Below are 16,576 nucleotides of genomic sequence, written 5' to 3'. Positions count from 1 at the left end.
ACCTTATCCTTCTTTCTTTAATATTTTATGAATACGGTTCATAGCCGAAATCATTGCTTTAATTGTTGCAGTCGTAATATTTGCATGAACACCAACACCATATTCACAGACTGAACTTCCTTTTGGACGTAACTGAACATAAGCTGCTGCTTTTGCTGATGATCCTGAAGTCAATGCATGTTCACTATAATCCAACAAATGTGTATATAAGAAATCATCGGAAGAATTCAAAGCATTTTTAACTGCGTCAATTGGTCCATTTCCATAGCCAACCAATGTTTTCACTTCACCATGATCTTCAATTGTGACTTCTGCTCTTCTTTCAAATTCACTATCATCATCACTAATATCAATTAATTTCTGTCTAATAAATTTATATGGTTCTTCATTATCAATATATTCTTTCTTAAAGGTATCATAAATTCTCTCAGGTGAGACTTCTCCTTCCGTTTCACTAATATTTTGAATAGCTTTAGCAAAATCAGCCTGCAATGCTTTTGGTAAATGATATCCAAAAACAGTATCCATTACAAAGGCAACACCGCCTTTACCTGACTGCGAATTAATACGCACAATTGGTTCATACTGTCTATTCAAATCAGCAGGATCGATTGGTAAATAAGGGACTTCCCAAATCTCGCCACCTCTTTGATGATAAGCATACATACCTTTATTAATTGCATCCTGATGACTGCCAGAAAAAGCTGTAAAGACAAGTTGTCCAGCATATGGATGACGTGGTGGTACTTCCATCTTCGTATCCTTTTCATAGATTGCTTTAATATGATTCATATGACTTAATTCAAGACAAGGATCAATTCCATGTGTATACATATTTAATGCCAAAGTAATAATATCAACATTCCCTGTTCTTTCACCATTACCAAATAAAGTTCCTTCCACTCTATCAGCACCTGCTAATAAACCAAGTTCTGTTGTAGCCACACCACAACCTCTATCATTATGAGGATGTAAACTCACAATAACACGTTCTCGATCTTTAAAATTGCGACACATCCATTCAATTTGATCTGCATAAACATTTGGTGTATCCATTTCAACAGTTGAAGGCAAATTAATAATCACCTTGTTTTCTTTTGAGGCTCCCCATGTATCCATCACTGCTTCACAAACATCTAATGCATAATCAACTTCCGTTCCTGTAAAACTTTCTGGTGAATATTCAAGAATCACTTTTCCATCAAATTCCTGTGATAATTCTCTCACTAATTTTGTACCTTCCACAGCAATTTGTTTAATTTCTTCTTTACTTTTACCAAAAACCACATCTCTTTGAAGAACAGATGTTGAATTATAAATATGAACAATAGCTTTATCCAAACCTTTTAATGATTCAAAAGTTCTTCTAATCAAATGTTCTCTTGCTTGAGTTAATACCTGAACTGTTACATCATCAGGAATCAAATGTTCATCAATTAATAATCTTAAAAAATCATATTCAATTTGTGATGAAGAAGGAAAACCAACTTCAATTTCTTTAAATCCCAAATCCACCAATAATTGAAACATTTCCACTTTTTCTTCAATTTTCATTGGTGTAATTAATGCTTGATTTCCATCACGTAAATCAACTGAACACCAAGTTGGAGCCTTTTCAATTTCTTTATCAGGCCATGTACGATCTTTCAATTTAATTGTTTCAAACTTCTTATACTTTTTATAATTCATGTTTCTACCTCCTATCCCTATATAATAAAAAATCTCGCTCCTCATTATGAAAACAAATTCATAATAGAGGACGAGAGTTATTCACTTCGTGGTTCCACCTCATATTTATTATTGCCTCACAGCAATAACCTTATCAAGTACGCTTATTTTAAGTTCATACTCTAGCGTGATAACGGTCGCAAGTTCCGTAGCAGCTTACTCCTACTGTTTCAGTGCTCCACTCAAGGATGAGTTCAATAATGTCATCACGATTTCTTTCACCAACCGAAATCTCTCTACGCATCTTACACTATCTACTATTTCCTATCTTTGTATTTACTATAGGGTTGTTGGATATATCATATACCTTTTCCATTTTTTAGTCAACACTATTTTTATTTTTTAGTTTGTGAATTTTTAGTTTTGTAAAATTGATTATATGTTTTTTCGTATTTTCATAAAAAAACTAACTTTTTAAATAAAAACAATGTCAATAACAAATGAAATTCTATTTGTTGTTGCTTTAAAAATCATTTTCTATCAACAGATAAATATTATTATACTTAAATAAAATATTATGAATATCATTTTTCTGATTATCAATTTATAAATTCATCATTAAAACAATTTAAAAGGATAAATAATTTTCTTGACCAGACTTGAACTATTTATCCCATTGTATTTTAATATTTAATTTGATGATTGCTCATTTTAAATACTTTCTGACATTCCTTTGCGACATCTAAATCATGTGTGACTAAGATAATTGTTTTCCCTAGCTGATTTAAATCCTTTAGGATCTGTAAGACCTTTTCTCTATTTTCTATATCTAGATTCCCCGTTGGTTCATCTGCTAAAACCAAATCACATGGTTTAATCAACAATCGTGCTAAGGCTATTCTTTGTTGTTCTCCTCCTGAGCATTTAAAAACTTTCTTATTCTCTATTCCTTTTAGACCTACTTTTTCCAAGGCTTCTTGAATCTTCTGTTTCTTTTCTTCCTTCTTTACCTTATGATCAAAAACAATCTCTAGATTATAGCCAACTGTCTGATTTTCTATTAAGGCATAATTTTGAAACAAGTATCCAATCCTATCTCTTAATATCATCTCGGCTTTATGACTAAAAGGTTTAACATTCTTTTCTCCAAATAGAGTCATGTCTCCTTGATCTTGTTTATCTAATAAACCGATAATATTCAACAATGTTGATTTCCCACAACCTGATGCTCCTATAATTGCAACAAACTCTCCTTTTTGAATTGTTAAATTCAAATCCTTTAAAACTTCGACTCCCTGAAAAGATTTACTAATATTTTCTAATTTTACTATTGTTTCCATTAATATTCTCCTTTCAGACTTAAAACTATACTCTTTTTTTCAAACAGTTTAATATAGACAAACATAAGCAAACTGTCAAAACTAAAGAAGATAGCACTAAACTCTAAACACATACTTAATGCTATATTCTGCCACAATACCCCTAATAAAATAATACATAAATAAATACAAACATTAATAATAAACATATTTCCATATCTATCCCATTTTGATTTGCCTAGCATGTATTGAATACTCATTTCTTTTCTACAATCCTGAATATACAATGTCATAAACTGTAATATAAATAACAAATATACAAAACCATAGATGAACAGTTTACTGAACAGTTCAGTAAAGACTTGTTGAGCGCTAATTGTATAATGAGTTATATCAGCAGATGTATTTAATAACTTATATGACTTTTTCGTAATGCTTTGTATATAATTATGCAGTTCATTATATTTTTGCTTTGTTTCAGCCTTAAAATAAATATTATTCCAGGAAACATCTCCGCTATAATCATGAATTAATAATACAATTGGATTATCTAGCTTATAATTGCTTTCTCTCACCTGTAAATTATAATGAGTTCCTGTATTCTTAACTATGATCTTATTTTCTGCTTCATACATTTGCGAAGGTGTTAATTCTGTATGCTGATACTGCTCTGGTATCAGCATTGTCTTTTCAGGCAAAGAAGCAATGTTAATTTTTTGATTGTTTAAATCAAATAAAGTAAAATCTTTTAAATAGTTATCATTGACCGTAACAAGGGGTACACTCATATTTCCCTCACCACTATCATAACCTGGTTTCATAATAGCATTTATCTTGCTCATATGACTATAATCTGTCATGTCAACATATAAACAACTCTTATATATTTCATTCATTTCCTCTGGTGAAGCCTCTGAAAAAGCAAAATGCCAATACTGTTCTATTTTTTCCTTATTTGATTGAACATACTGATATTTTATAATATGTGGCAAGGTTGCATGAAAACTCGTCACAAAAGGCACAATTAAAAACAAACTCATTCCTATCTTAAATAGATAGTTTAAATTATTCATTACCTTTAATGACTGATTATTTTTTAATTCTCTTATATCAACTGTATAGTGAACATAAACTCCACTTAAAATTAATAAACATGGAATAGACAAAAAAGCATATGTAGAAAATCTTTTCATATCATTGAAAAGTTCAATGTAATAACTATCCCACTTTCCAATTAACACGCACCATATTATTATAATTGTCAAAACAAATACAACAAAATCAACAAATAATGTTTGAGAATACAGGCGAATACATATACCAAATGCATTATTACCATTCATTCTTCGAATGAGAATTTCTCGCTTATCTTTAGTAATAATACAAATCATCATAATTCCCATAATTGCAAAACTACATATAAATGCAAATTGAATATCTGAGTACCTATATACAGTTAATATATCACTTTCACTTCCGCCATAAGGATGATTGACTTCACATTTTAAATGATTGCCATATTTTTCAATAAGTCGTTCTGATAATTTATTCGCATTTTCAGCATCCACCATATCTACGGAAAATGATTTGCTTTTCATATTTTCAACACTTGATTTAGCACTGTAAAATCTGTAAACTTCATTTTCGTAAGCAAAATAAGTATTGTCATAAGAACTAAATGTTCCCTTTGCTTGCTTGTCATTTTTATTAGAAGATAAATAATCCTGTGAAGTAGCTTTTTTCATAAAGTCAATTTTTTGACCTGATGTCATTCTCACTGTATCATAAATCCATTGATTATCAGTAGCGTATAGATACTTGTTATAAAGCATTGTCCCATCATCTTCAACAATATTTTCATTTAGTACAAATTCAGTGTTTTCTTTATAAGCAAACTCATTTATTGTATTAAATACTTCTGCTATAGCTAACGAATCATCCACATCTATATTACATATAAATAATTCTTCTGTTATTTTATTACTTATATTAGCTATCCTTGCACAATTCATATAATTATATGAATCATAAGACATATAAAAAAGAAGCGAAGCAACAAACACAATATAAATGATTAATATCTTTTTCATGTTTTCATTCCTCTCTTCTTACTCTTATCAATTAAAGAATCATTTCATAAGAATGATAATCTACATAAAAGCAATAATTATTGATTCCTCAAAATATTCTCTAATATCATCGTTTTAAATAAATATAATACATTAGAATAAATCTTTTTATTTTCATTAAAAAGAATCATTCCAAAACGAATACACATTTGTCGCATATTTCAATAATTCATTATCATGAGTAACCATAATGATTGTTTTTCCTTCTTCATTTAATTTAAGTAATAGTTGAATAATTTCTTCTTTATTATGTTGATCAAGACTTCCTGTCGGCTCATCAGCTAGTATTAACTCGCATGGTTTTAAAAGTAACCTTGCTAAGGCAATACGTTGCTGTTCTCCTCCAGAACATTCATAAACTTTTTTCTTTTCATATCCTTTTAAACCAACTTTCTCTAATGCCAAAGCAATTTCATCACGCTTATTTTTCACTTTATTAGCCATTATCATTTCTAAATTACTATATACTGATTCATTTTCTAATAATGCAAAATTTTGAAAAAGATAGCCTATTTTATTCTTTAATACTTTTTCTGCCATTTTTGAAAATGGTTTAATATTTTTATTTCCAAATAATATGATTTCTCCACTATCAGGTTGATCTAGTAAACCAATTATATTTAGTAATGTTGATTTTCCACAACCTGAGGGTCCTGTCACAATAAAAATTTCTTTCTCTTTAACACACAAATTAATATCGTCCAAAACAATATGTTCTCCAAATGATTTTACTAAATGTTTCACATTCACAACATCACTCATAATTTTTCTTCTCCTTTCAATATTACACTCACACTATTTTTCTCTAAATATCTCACAAAAACTAATATACAAATACACTCAAACACAATACAAACAATATTGAAGCATAATATTGATAAAAATGTTATTTGATGCATTAATAACTGTATGATGATTGGAATACAATAGAAAATTAAACTCATTATCATTAAAAAAGAATAACGTTCATAGCGATTTTTACCAAACACATATAAAATACTAAGTATCTTTTTATATTGTTCAATAAAAAGAAATGCAGTTTGATATATGATTCCAACAAATAAAATCATATAAAGAATAACAATAGTTCCAAATTCTAATATTTGATTTTGAATATCAGTAAAATTAGATTCAATTCTTTTTTCTAAATCAACTAATACAGGATTTTCTCCCGTCAATTTCTTTATATTTTCAGTAATATTTTGTAAAGAAATACTCTTTGGTATATACAACATATTCATATTAAGATTAATATTATAATTTTTGCACAAATAGATAACTGGATTTGTTATTGTAAATGGTTCTATACCAAAAAAATTAATAAACGTACCCGGATTTTTTATTTCTACAATGGAAACCTGCGAACTTAACATACTCTTTTCTAATTCTTCAGCCATATATTTTGAGGGAACTAATAAAACATCAGTTGAATATTGATTTAAATCTACTTCCTGATTTTGAGTATCATATATTTTATTTTGATGTAATATATAATTTTGATTTGCATAAATTACAGGATAATTCACACTGCTTTCTTTAAGCTGTTCCTGATCCACCTCAGGAAATGTTTCCTTTAAAAATTCATACTGTTGTGAATAACCAGTCATAAAATCACAATACATTCCTTCATTATTAAGATAATATTCCATCACTTTTTGATTGTTTTCAGTTTCATCAAATGATCCATCAAGATAATAATTTTTAGCAACTAAATCATAATTTTTATTCAAAAAATAACCTTCTTTTGAACTTGTTATAAAACTAGAAAATGAAGTAATAAATGGAGTTGACATAAATGTAATAACAATAACTTTTAAAGCCATAGTTATAAATAAATTTTTCTTATAGGACGTACCACTCTTTAATTCTTTAAGTGAAGTTGATTTCATCATAAATAAATACAGTAAAATACCAACTACACACAATCCTATAACCATACTTAAACTCATTGTATAAAGCATATATCTTAATTCAGTATCTTGAAAAGTTTGATAATGACTTATCATATAATTACTTATATATAAACATAAATTAAACAACACCAATGTCAATATAAATGTTTGAGTACATTCTTTTAAAAAAATAGTCAAAATACTTTTTCCATACATTCTTTGAATCATAAATTTTTTTCTTTGTTTCATAAAATAAATAATATAGTAAACAACATATGCCAAACCAATACAAATTAAAATATTATTTAGTTTCATCATACTCTCTTCAGAAAAACTATTTAATTCGGCACCATGATAATGATCTATATCATTAATATATTGGAGTTTCCCAGAATAATTATTTTTTAACCAATCGTCAATCTTTAAAGTAAAAGCAGCTGCATTATCTGAATAAAAATAAACATAAAAGTTTTGTTGTTGATATATTTCATCAACACTTTGCAAAACTGGTAAAAATTGCGAATGAGATTTATGTTGATTAAAAATCTGATTATCTAAGATATGAATAATACCAGTTGCATCTTTATCACTTGTATCTGTTGTATAGTATCCCTGTCGTTGAATTGAAGTAAAATCCAGTTCACTAACACCACGATTTTTAAAATCATTATATAAATTCTCATGATGTGCATATAAATAAAATTTATCTATGTTTGTTGTAAAATCTTCATGAACATTTTTCACAATTACATAGTCAGTATTATTTTCTAAAGAAAATTCTGTCATTTTTATTAATAAATCTGTAACAGCACTCTTATCTTGATCAATTAATTCAACCCATATTGGTATAACTTCTTTTTCTTCAATAGACGTTATATAATCATTGTACGAACTATATCTATAATAATAGCTTAAATTTTGATACTTATATGTAAAAAACGACATAACTACCGCTAATATACAAGTTAAAAACATCAGAAATTTTTTTATCTTCATATCAAATACTCCTTTCATTAGAATCATTACAATACCTTATTATCACTATTCTATATCCCAAATAATTTATTTTATAATATCTATGTTTACTCTGATTTATTATTTGATATATCACATACCTTTGAGTTTCTATAACTATAATTAATGATAAAGTTAATAATTTTTTCTTATTTATCTTAACACAAAAACAACAATACAAAAACCTATGGATTGATTGACCTTCGCCATCCATTGACGCACTGGTTTTATTGATACAATATATTGATCAATTAAATCACAATAGGAAATACTGTCATTTATCATTAAGTGAGGATATATTGAAATCTTTATGAATCCTAGCATTATGTTCACTAATTAAAAGATCAAACATGTATATTATTTATAGTAATTATATTTTCTTTTCTATATGAGATAAGGTGATATTAATTACTGACCAGAAAATAATGACAAGTAAAATGTAATAAATCATTCCTAAATCATATATTGTATATCGAAAAATAATTTTTGTAAAAATTATCCATATCAGAAGAAAGACAGTATTAAATATGAAATTTAATTTATTAAAAATATCATTTTTATTCCTAAGCACATAATATAAAATCATAAATAATACAAAACTTATGCATACCGGTCCTAAATACAAGAATATATTATGGATTGGATAAATAAATCCATAATACATAAAAATATAATTTAATAACTCGATAAGTATATTAAAAACAAGAATACAATATACACCCCTTTTACTTTTATTAGTCATATATAGCACCATAACTATATCTAAAACAAAATACAAACAATACCATATTTGACTTTGCATTAAACTCAATATGACAGTTGTCAAAAAGTATAATAAGATTATATAAATTCCATATTTTTTTCTATAGTCTATAGTTTTTGTTTTTAATAGTAAAGTCATAATCATTATATCTGTTACTACTCTTTCTAAAACAATCCAATACTGATAATTATACATATTATTCCCCTCTTTTCCCTATACTTTTAGATTTATGCCTCATACCAATCACTCCTCCATCATCATAATAGAAATCATATTCCCAACACTATATCTATGAATTCCAAAAGAACTTGACATAGTTTCATATCATTCATATTTTGGGGCAACTTATGAATTATAACTTGTATCAAAATATCATCTATTTTGTTAATTACATTATAGTTGTTACAATTTTTATGATATTCATAACAAGCGCTAAACAACTTCACTATTATTTATATATTTTATAATCATATTTTTATTTAACCGAACAAGATAAACATCACCTTGTGAATATCTTCAAATATCATATAGTTTTCTGTTTCATAACCGCTTAATGGTGTGATTTTTGATAAAGCAACTTCTTGGTTAAAGAAAGTCATAGCAAATAATTGAATCAAAGTTTTAGCATTTTCTTCATTTATCTTGTCATCTTTCATATTATCAACAAAACCATATTTTTTACTTACATATTGAACAAGTTTACCATCCTGATAAGTAAAATCTAATCTGAGTGTTGGATTTTCTTTGTCATTAGCAATTAAAAAAGTATTGTTTACTTTTATATAAATTTCCTTATTCTTTAAAGCATTATAGACATCTGATGGCATTGTTATTTTTATATTATTCATTAACTATTGATATATCTCTGTATTTGCTTTGCTTGGTTTTGATACTGTTTGTTGATTGCATCCCCATAAACATAATACAAGCAATAATACTCCTAATTTTTTCATATTTCAATTCACTTTTATATATTTTATTTTATCAAATGGTTATGAATAACTTATGAAAATATCATAATTATTGATTTTTAAAGAAAAACAAAAAGATGTCCTCAGACATCTTATTTATCAAATGCTAAATCAATAAGTTGATCAATTAAATCACAATAAGGAATACCATAATCTGCCATCAACTGAGGATACATAGAAATCTTTGTGAATCCTGGCATTGTATTGATTTCATTTAAATAGACTTTGTTTGTCTTTTTATCTAAAAAGAAATCAACACGTGAAAGTCCATGCCCATCAATCGCTTTAAAGACTTTTAAAGCATAACCTCTGATTTCTTCTTGAATCTTCTCATCTACCAAGGCTGGTATACATGTCTTACTTTCTTCATCTTCGTATTTAGATTCAAAAGTATAAAATTCACCATGAGGCATAATCTGTCCAACACGTGAAACGATTGGATCATCATTTCCTAATACCGCTGTTTCAAGTTCAATACAGTCAACACATTCTTCAATCACGATATGACTATCATACTGAGCTGTTTCATTCAGTCTTTCATAAAACTCTTCTTCTTTATCTACACGATAACAGCCAACGCTTGATCCAGAACGACTTGCTTTCATAAAACATGGAAATCCCATTGTTTCTTTAACAGCTTTAATAATATCTGTAGATTCATCAAATTGCTGGTTGACAACAACAAGTTTCCCATCATATCTTTTTTTCACATATAATGATTGAACTTGAGGAATTCCAACTGTCTCAAGGATTTTCTTTGTATATATCTTATCCATGGCAATAGCTGAACCCATTGTTTTACAGCCTACATAAGGCACTTTTGCAAGTTCTAATAATCCTTGAATTGTCCCATCTTCACCATATTTCCCGTGTAAGAGTGGGAAAACAACATCCTGTTGTTTTAATAAACCATATATATCATCAATCAATTGTGCATTTTGTAACCAATTGTTTTGAGCTAAATCATGTTGATTTTGATCTAAAAGATACCAGTTTCCTTCTAAATCAATTCCAACTAAAGTCAATTCATATTTTTCTTTATGAATATTTTGTAAAACTGAGGTACAAGACATTCTTGAAATGATGTGTTCAGTTGATTGTCCCCCACATATAATTAATAACTTCCTCATTTATTTTCGCTCCTTCAAATATTCAACAACTTCTTTTAAATGCATACCATTAGATCCTTTAATCAAAACAACATCATCTTTCTCTAACAGTTCATCTAAATATTCATTAAGTGATACATTATCCTCAAAATGATAAGCTTCCATTCCTAATTCATGAACCTTATCAACAATATATTGACTTGCTTCTCCTACACATAAAAGTTCATCAATTCCTTTTTCAACAACATACTCACCAACTTCTTCATGAAGTTTTTTTTCATAAGAACCAAGTTCTAACATATCACCTAAAACAGCAATCTTTCTATTTTTATATTGTGATAAAACATCTAAACTTGATTTCATTGAGTCAAGATTTGCATTATAAGTTCCATCAATCACTTTCACATGATCCTTTATTTCAATAATATCCATTCTATTCTTTGTTAATTCAAAATGCTCAATACCTTCAATACATAATTCCATTTCTATATTTAAAGACAAACCAATTGCAATTGCAATCAAAGCATTATATATAAAATGTTCACCTGATACAGGTACATGAACATGATATGTTTGACCCTGATAATCAATATCAAAATCAGATTCCTCTAATCCTAATTGAACATGAGTAGCTTTTAAATCACAATTCTGATTTTGTCCTACCCTGACAATATGATAATCATTCAATTGTACAGTATGCAACATATCATTATCATCATTAATAACTAAAATTCCATCTTTATTGAAACCATCAACAATTTCTAATTTCGCTTTTAATATATTTTCTCTTGATCCTAATTCTCCAATATGTGCCGTTCCAACATTTGTAATAGCTGCTATATCAGGTTTAGCAATATGAGTTAAATGCTGTATTTCCCCTAGATGATTCATACCCATTTCTAAAATCATCACTTCTTCATCCTGATATCTTAAAATAGTTAATGGTAACCCAATATGATTATTATAATTACCTAATGTTTTTAATGTTTTATATTTCATAGATACAACTGAATAAATCATATCTTTAGTACTTGTCTTTCCAACACTCCCAGTAATCCCAACAACTTTTACATCTCTATGACTTCTTAAATAAGCTGCCATATCAGTCATAGCCTTTAAAGTATCATCTACTAAAATCACATTCTTATCAGCATAATCAATGACACGTGATGTAATAACAGAACTTGCTCCACTGAGAAATGCCTGTTCAATAAAATCATGCCCATCAGCATTTTCACCAATAATAGGAATATACATATCACCTTTTTGAATGGTTCTTGTATCTTGTGTAAATCCTTGAATATCATCTTCTAATCGACCACTCAGTAATTTTCCATTCGTCGCTTCAATAATCTCTTTTATTAACATATTGTTCCCTCATTTTTAATATATGCCCTATTATATCATAGAATGTTACTTTAGAAAGACTAAATTTATTTTAATTTAACTTCTAATGATACTGGCTGATGATCAGAATAAGTAAAATCAACATTTTTATTTTCTACCTTAATAACCTCAATATTATCCGAAACAATAAATCCATCAATTATATAAACTTGTGATGTTTCATAACTTCCAGTATATGGCTGATTTAACAATCGACATGTTGGATATGTATCATCAATAGCAAATTCAAAATGTTCTGGTAAATCATTATTAGAAATAACTCCTGGTACCCATGTATCCTGATTCACAACAGGGTACTCTTTTACACCTTCAAAAGTTTGATTAAAATCACCACCAGCAATCACATAATTTCCTTTTGCATACTCTTCACTTAATTTCTCAGCAAGCATTCGTGTTTGAGCTATCTTTCCTTCTCCACTATCATAAGCTTCTAAATGAAAATTAATCAAAACAAGTTCCTTATCACTACCTTCAATTGGTAATCTTGCCTCTAACATACAGCGTTTCAAATTGGCTGTCTTAATAGGCCAAGAAAAAGATTCAGGTAAAGCAATACGTGATGCTTCATGAACTTGATATTGACTCATTGTCATAATACCACTTGTAACCTTTCCAATAGGTGGCCATGGATATGGAACATAGGTACATTGAAAATTCTTAGCAAATAAACTTGGTATGCCTAATTGTTTTTCATAAAACTTCTGTTCATCAACAAAATAAGAACGCTTTGAATTCAAATCAACTTCTTGTAAAAAATATATATCTGATTGATATTTTTTAAGAATATTGCTGATTCCTTGCAAATTATTTTGAATATCCTCTTCACTTTCAGGTCGTACTTTATCTCCACCATCCATAAAGAAATCTTGTGTTTCATCAAGTCCTGCATAACCTGTATTCATTGTTAAAATTGTAAGTGTCTCTTGTAAGGAGAGTTTCTGATTTCCACTCATAGCTGTAATTGTTTCTATCGCATCAGGTCGATATTCCATGACTGTATAAAACCCTAACACTGCTGCCACAAGACAAACAACAACTAATAATCCAATAAATACTCTTTTCATTCCTTTTTTCATTTTTATCATTCCTTTTTCTTATTATACAAATTATTTAAACAAATTGGTAACAAAAAAAGGTTTATTCAAAATAAACCTAATTGTTTTCTCATATTTTCTATCTCATCATCAGTAATATCTTTATGCTGACAACAATAATAAGGCATTGTATCTTTTGTTGATTGATTCAAATAATCATTATAATCTATCATCCCATTATAAATACTATAGAACTGATAAACATAATTCATACCACCATTTTGATGAATACATTGATGAAATACTTTAATAATGTTGTAAAAAGAAAGTTGTGTATCAATATATAAATAAACTTTAGGACCATTTCGTTTCATCAGATGAATAGAATTAATATCTTGAAAAGATGTTGCCTGCAACCACTTTAATATCTGTTGATATCTTGCTGCAACCAATACAACAACCATTAAATATAATCTCCACTACTATCCACAAATAGTCTTTGTTGCTGTTCGCCATTAAAATCCATAATAACCTGATATTGTCCAGTCTTTGAATTTTTCATTCCAGTATTTAAAATAAGTTTATCACCAATAACTTGTCCACTTTGAACAATACCACTATATAATTTTTGTGTTTGCTTTGTCTTTAGATCATAACGCATAACATTATAATCACCAGAATAAAAGAATAAATACTGATCATTCATATTGATTAACATAGCACTTTGTTGTGTCATATCAGTTACTTCTTTACTATTGATATCATAAGACTGAATCTTTTTATCACTCGTTAAATAATATAATTTCTCATTTTGATAGATAAGGTTATAAATTTTACCACTTAATAATTTCTCTTCACCTTGTCCATTAATTCCCATTCGATAAATCCCATCATCACTTGTAAAATAAATATAATCATCTAATACATTTAAATTATATGAATGACGTTTATTCAATTGAGTTGCTTGATTTGTTTTTAAATCATATACATAAATAGATTCATTATCTTCATCTAACTGATAATAAATTTTATTGTTTTTGACAACAACATAATAAACCTTTTGATTAAGTACAACTTTTTGATTCCCACCATCAGTTGAAACCTGACAGAGAACATTATTTTTATTAGTATAATAAATGGTATTGTCTACAACATTAATATATTGACATGCTTCAGATACCAGTGTCTTTTTATTTTCTAAATTCTTATCCATACTGATAAGATATCCATTATCATCACACATATATATCTTATTATCTGTCTGATAAACTGTTCCATTTTGATTAATATTACCAGTATGTGTTGAAAAACTTGTTTGACCACCGATTGTCATTGCTTCTACTTTTCTGGTTTCTTGTTGATTTTGCTGAAGATTGAATGATGGTCCATGATAAATATAAATATAAGAAAGCACACTTGCAATAACAAGAATAGATACCGAAATAATAATCACTTTCTTATTGACCTTTTTATTCACTGGAACATCCTGAAATACTTCTTTTTGTTCAGGTTCATCAGTATGCTTATTTTCACTTAATGGTTCATAGTAACCATCAAGGCGACTTGTTTTTGTTGGTTGTTGAATATTAGCACCACAATGTGAACAATATTTTGCACCAGTGATAACTGGCTGACCACACTGCGGACATCTGTCTATTTTCATACCACATTGTGGACAGAAATTCATATCATCATTAACCTCTGTTTTACATCTTGGACAAATCATTTTTTATCCCCCTTTATTCAAAACACACCTTAATGTGTGTTATCTTCTTCCTCTTCATCAACAACTTTATAATCTACATCTATCACATTAGGATCAGTTGGCTGATCATCTTTATAGATAGATTCATAATATTCTCTATCACTTGAAGATGTTGATTGATGACGTCTTTTACGCCCAAATAATATTTTTAAAATCCAGATAATAATTAAGACTGGAAATAAATATATAAAAAATGGCAAAAAGAATCTGAGTGCTAACATTAATAATATTAATATGCAAAATAAATAGATAAAACTATATCCCATATATATTCTCCTTTTTCAATATACTTAGTCTATATGACAAATATAAACTATAAATGAACTTATTCCTCATCATCATGCCATTTAAATAAATAATAGAGCGGAACTTTTAATCCCAAAGCAAATTTTTCAATAACTTTTAAGGAAACATTCCTCGTTCCTCTTTCCACATCAGAAACATAATTTTTAGAAAGCTGACAACGAAACCCTAATTCCTCCTGAGAAATGTTTTGAATAAGTCTTAATTCCTTAATCCTTCTTCCAAATTTCATGTTAATATCTTCCATATTAATCATTCTCCATTTGACGTAATTTTTGTGCCTCTTCCTTAATTTTCTTAAAACGATGATGCAATCCAGATTTACTAATTGTCTGTCCGGTTTGCTGTAAATAGGCATCCGCTAATTCATTAAGTGTTAACTCCGGATTTTCTAAACGCAAAAGTGCAACCACTCTTGTCTTATCATCCAATATTTCAATTCCAGCTTTATCAATAACATAAGCAATATCCTCTATTTGAGCAGTTGAAGCACTCATTGCTTTCATCTCATTAGCAATATCACAATTATTCCAGCGATTCACTGTATTTGCCATTGAACGATCAATCCTTGTCATTTCAAAATCCATGACTGACTGTGACGCTCCAATAGCCCGTAAAAAATCTCCTATCTTTTCAGCTGATTTAATATAGACAACATATTTATTACGACGTTTAATCATTTTAGCATTTAATTCATAATGATTCATTAATTCTTCAATAAATAAAGCATAATCTTCTTCATTCACATTCATTTCTAAATGGTAATTAGAAGTATCAGGATTATTCACACTGCCACATGCCAAAAACACCCCTGCTAAATATGCTCGCTTTTGTTCATCAGTTTTCAGTAAAACAGCATCAGGAATACTCTGTAATCCTATTCCCTCCATTAAATGAAGATCTTCTAAAATTTCTCTTGCCTTAGAAACCATTAACATATAAACATTATTTTTCTTTAATTTCATTTTTCTAGACACACGAAATTCAATATGTGGCTGATAAAGATCTTTTAATAATTTATGCAATTTAGAAGCTATCTTTGCATTCTCAGTACGTAAAGTCAATGACAATCCAGATTGATTTAATGAAAGTGTTCCAACAATTTTAATCATGGCACATAGAATTGCTTTTTCACATTCTTTATTAAAATCATTAAATACAATTTCTTCCTTTACAACTCTAGAAAAAGATATCACACTTTT

Annotated in this window: 14 protein-coding genes and 1 other annotated feature; all 14 genes read right to left on the bottom strand. The window is 28.2% G+C overall.

Translation table 11 applies throughout. The features are described from left to right. Positions 1-3: 3 nt before the first annotated feature. Positions 4-1,689, bottom strand: coding sequence for a 2-isopropylmalate synthase (gene leuA, locus BN1865_RS11785; RefSeq protein WP_050637435.1), 1,686 nt, complete (start codon positions 1,687-1,689; stop codon positions 4-6). Positions 1,690-1,752: 63 nt separating this feature from the next. Further along, positions 1,753-2,008, bottom strand: a binding site (T-box leader). Positions 2,009-2,351: 343 nt separating this feature from the next. Then, positions 2,352-3,008, bottom strand: a complete 657-nt coding sequence (locus BN1865_RS11780) for a putative bacteriocin export ABC transporter (RefSeq protein ID WP_050637434.1) — start codon at positions 3,006-3,008, stop codon at positions 2,352-2,354. Continuing rightward, positions 3,008-5,077 carry a hypothetical protein gene (locus tag BN1865_RS11775; protein WP_050637433.1) on the bottom strand — a complete coding sequence of 690 codons (2,070 nt, stop codon included), beginning with the start codon at positions 5,075-5,077 and terminating at the stop codon, positions 3,008-3,010. Before BN1865_RS11775 ends, BN1865_RS11780 begins: the two co-directional genes overlap by 1 nt. Before the next feature lie 156 nt (positions 5,078-5,233). Beyond that, entirely contained in the window at positions 5,234-5,878 is a 645-nt protein-coding gene (locus tag BN1865_RS11770; RefSeq protein ID WP_050637432.1) for an ATP-binding cassette domain-containing protein, read from the bottom strand. Further along, a complete protein-coding gene (locus BN1865_RS11765) occupies positions 5,875-8,004 on the bottom strand; it encodes a hypothetical protein (protein WP_050637431.1) in 2,130 nt (709 codons plus the stop codon). Before BN1865_RS11765 ends, BN1865_RS11770 begins: the two co-directional genes overlap by 4 nt. 1,260 nt (positions 8,005-9,264) lie before the next feature. Then, positions 9,265-9,633 (bottom strand): hypothetical protein, encoded by a 369-nt coding sequence (locus BN1865_RS11755; protein ID WP_050637429.1) that lies wholly within the window; start codon positions 9,631-9,633, stop codon positions 9,265-9,267. Between the two features lie 215 nt (positions 9,634-9,848). Then, positions 9,849-10,886, bottom strand: a complete 1,038-nt coding sequence (locus tag BN1865_RS11750; protein WP_050637428.1) for a D-alanine--D-alanine ligase family protein — start codon at positions 10,884-10,886, stop codon at positions 9,849-9,851. Then, entirely contained in the window at positions 10,887-12,233 is a 1,347-nt protein-coding gene (locus tag BN1865_RS11745) for a UDP-N-acetylmuramoyl-tripeptide--D-alanyl-D-alanine ligase (protein ID WP_050637427.1), read from the bottom strand. A 65-nt stretch (positions 12,234-12,298) separates the two neighbouring features. Then, positions 12,299-13,336 (bottom strand): endonuclease/exonuclease/phosphatase family protein, encoded by a 1,038-nt coding sequence (locus tag BN1865_RS11740; RefSeq protein WP_198527278.1) that lies wholly within the window; start codon positions 13,334-13,336, stop codon positions 12,299-12,301. A gap of 77 nt (positions 13,337-13,413) precedes the next feature. Continuing rightward, positions 13,414-13,770, bottom strand: coding sequence for a hypothetical protein (locus tag BN1865_RS11735; protein WP_050637425.1), 357 nt, complete (start codon positions 13,768-13,770; stop codon positions 13,414-13,416). Then, positions 13,770-15,032: a DUF5050 domain-containing protein gene (locus BN1865_RS11730; protein ID WP_050637424.1), complete on the bottom strand. Its 1,263-nt coding sequence runs from the start codon at positions 15,030-15,032 to the stop codon at positions 13,770-13,772. Before BN1865_RS11730 ends, BN1865_RS11735 begins: the two co-directional genes overlap by 1 nt. Before the next feature lie 29 nt (positions 15,033-15,061). Beyond that, positions 15,062-15,337, bottom strand: a complete 276-nt coding sequence (locus BN1865_RS11725; RefSeq protein WP_050637423.1) for a hypothetical protein — start codon at positions 15,335-15,337, stop codon at positions 15,062-15,064. Between the two features lie 59 nt (positions 15,338-15,396). Further along, complete coding sequence (locus BN1865_RS11720) at positions 15,397-15,621, bottom strand: helix-turn-helix domain-containing protein (RefSeq protein WP_050637422.1); 225 nt, start codon at positions 15,619-15,621, stop codon at positions 15,397-15,399. Between the two features lies 1 nt (position 15,622). Then, the gene (gene whiA / locus BN1865_RS11715; protein ID WP_050637421.1) at positions 15,623-16,570 is read right to left on the bottom strand and encodes a DNA-binding protein WhiA; all 948 of its coding nucleotides are present in this window, start codon (positions 16,568-16,570) and stop codon (positions 15,623-15,625) included. Between the last annotated feature and the right edge of the window lie 6 nt (positions 16,571-16,576).

This window comes from Candidatus Stoquefichus sp. SB1 (assembly GCF_001244545.1).
Taxonomy (GTDB): domain Bacteria; phylum Bacillota_I; class Bacilli_A; order Erysipelotrichales; family Coprobacillaceae; genus Stoquefichus.
The sequence above is the reverse complement of the archived record's forward strand: the minus strand, read 5'-3'. Positions and strand labels throughout refer to the sequence as shown.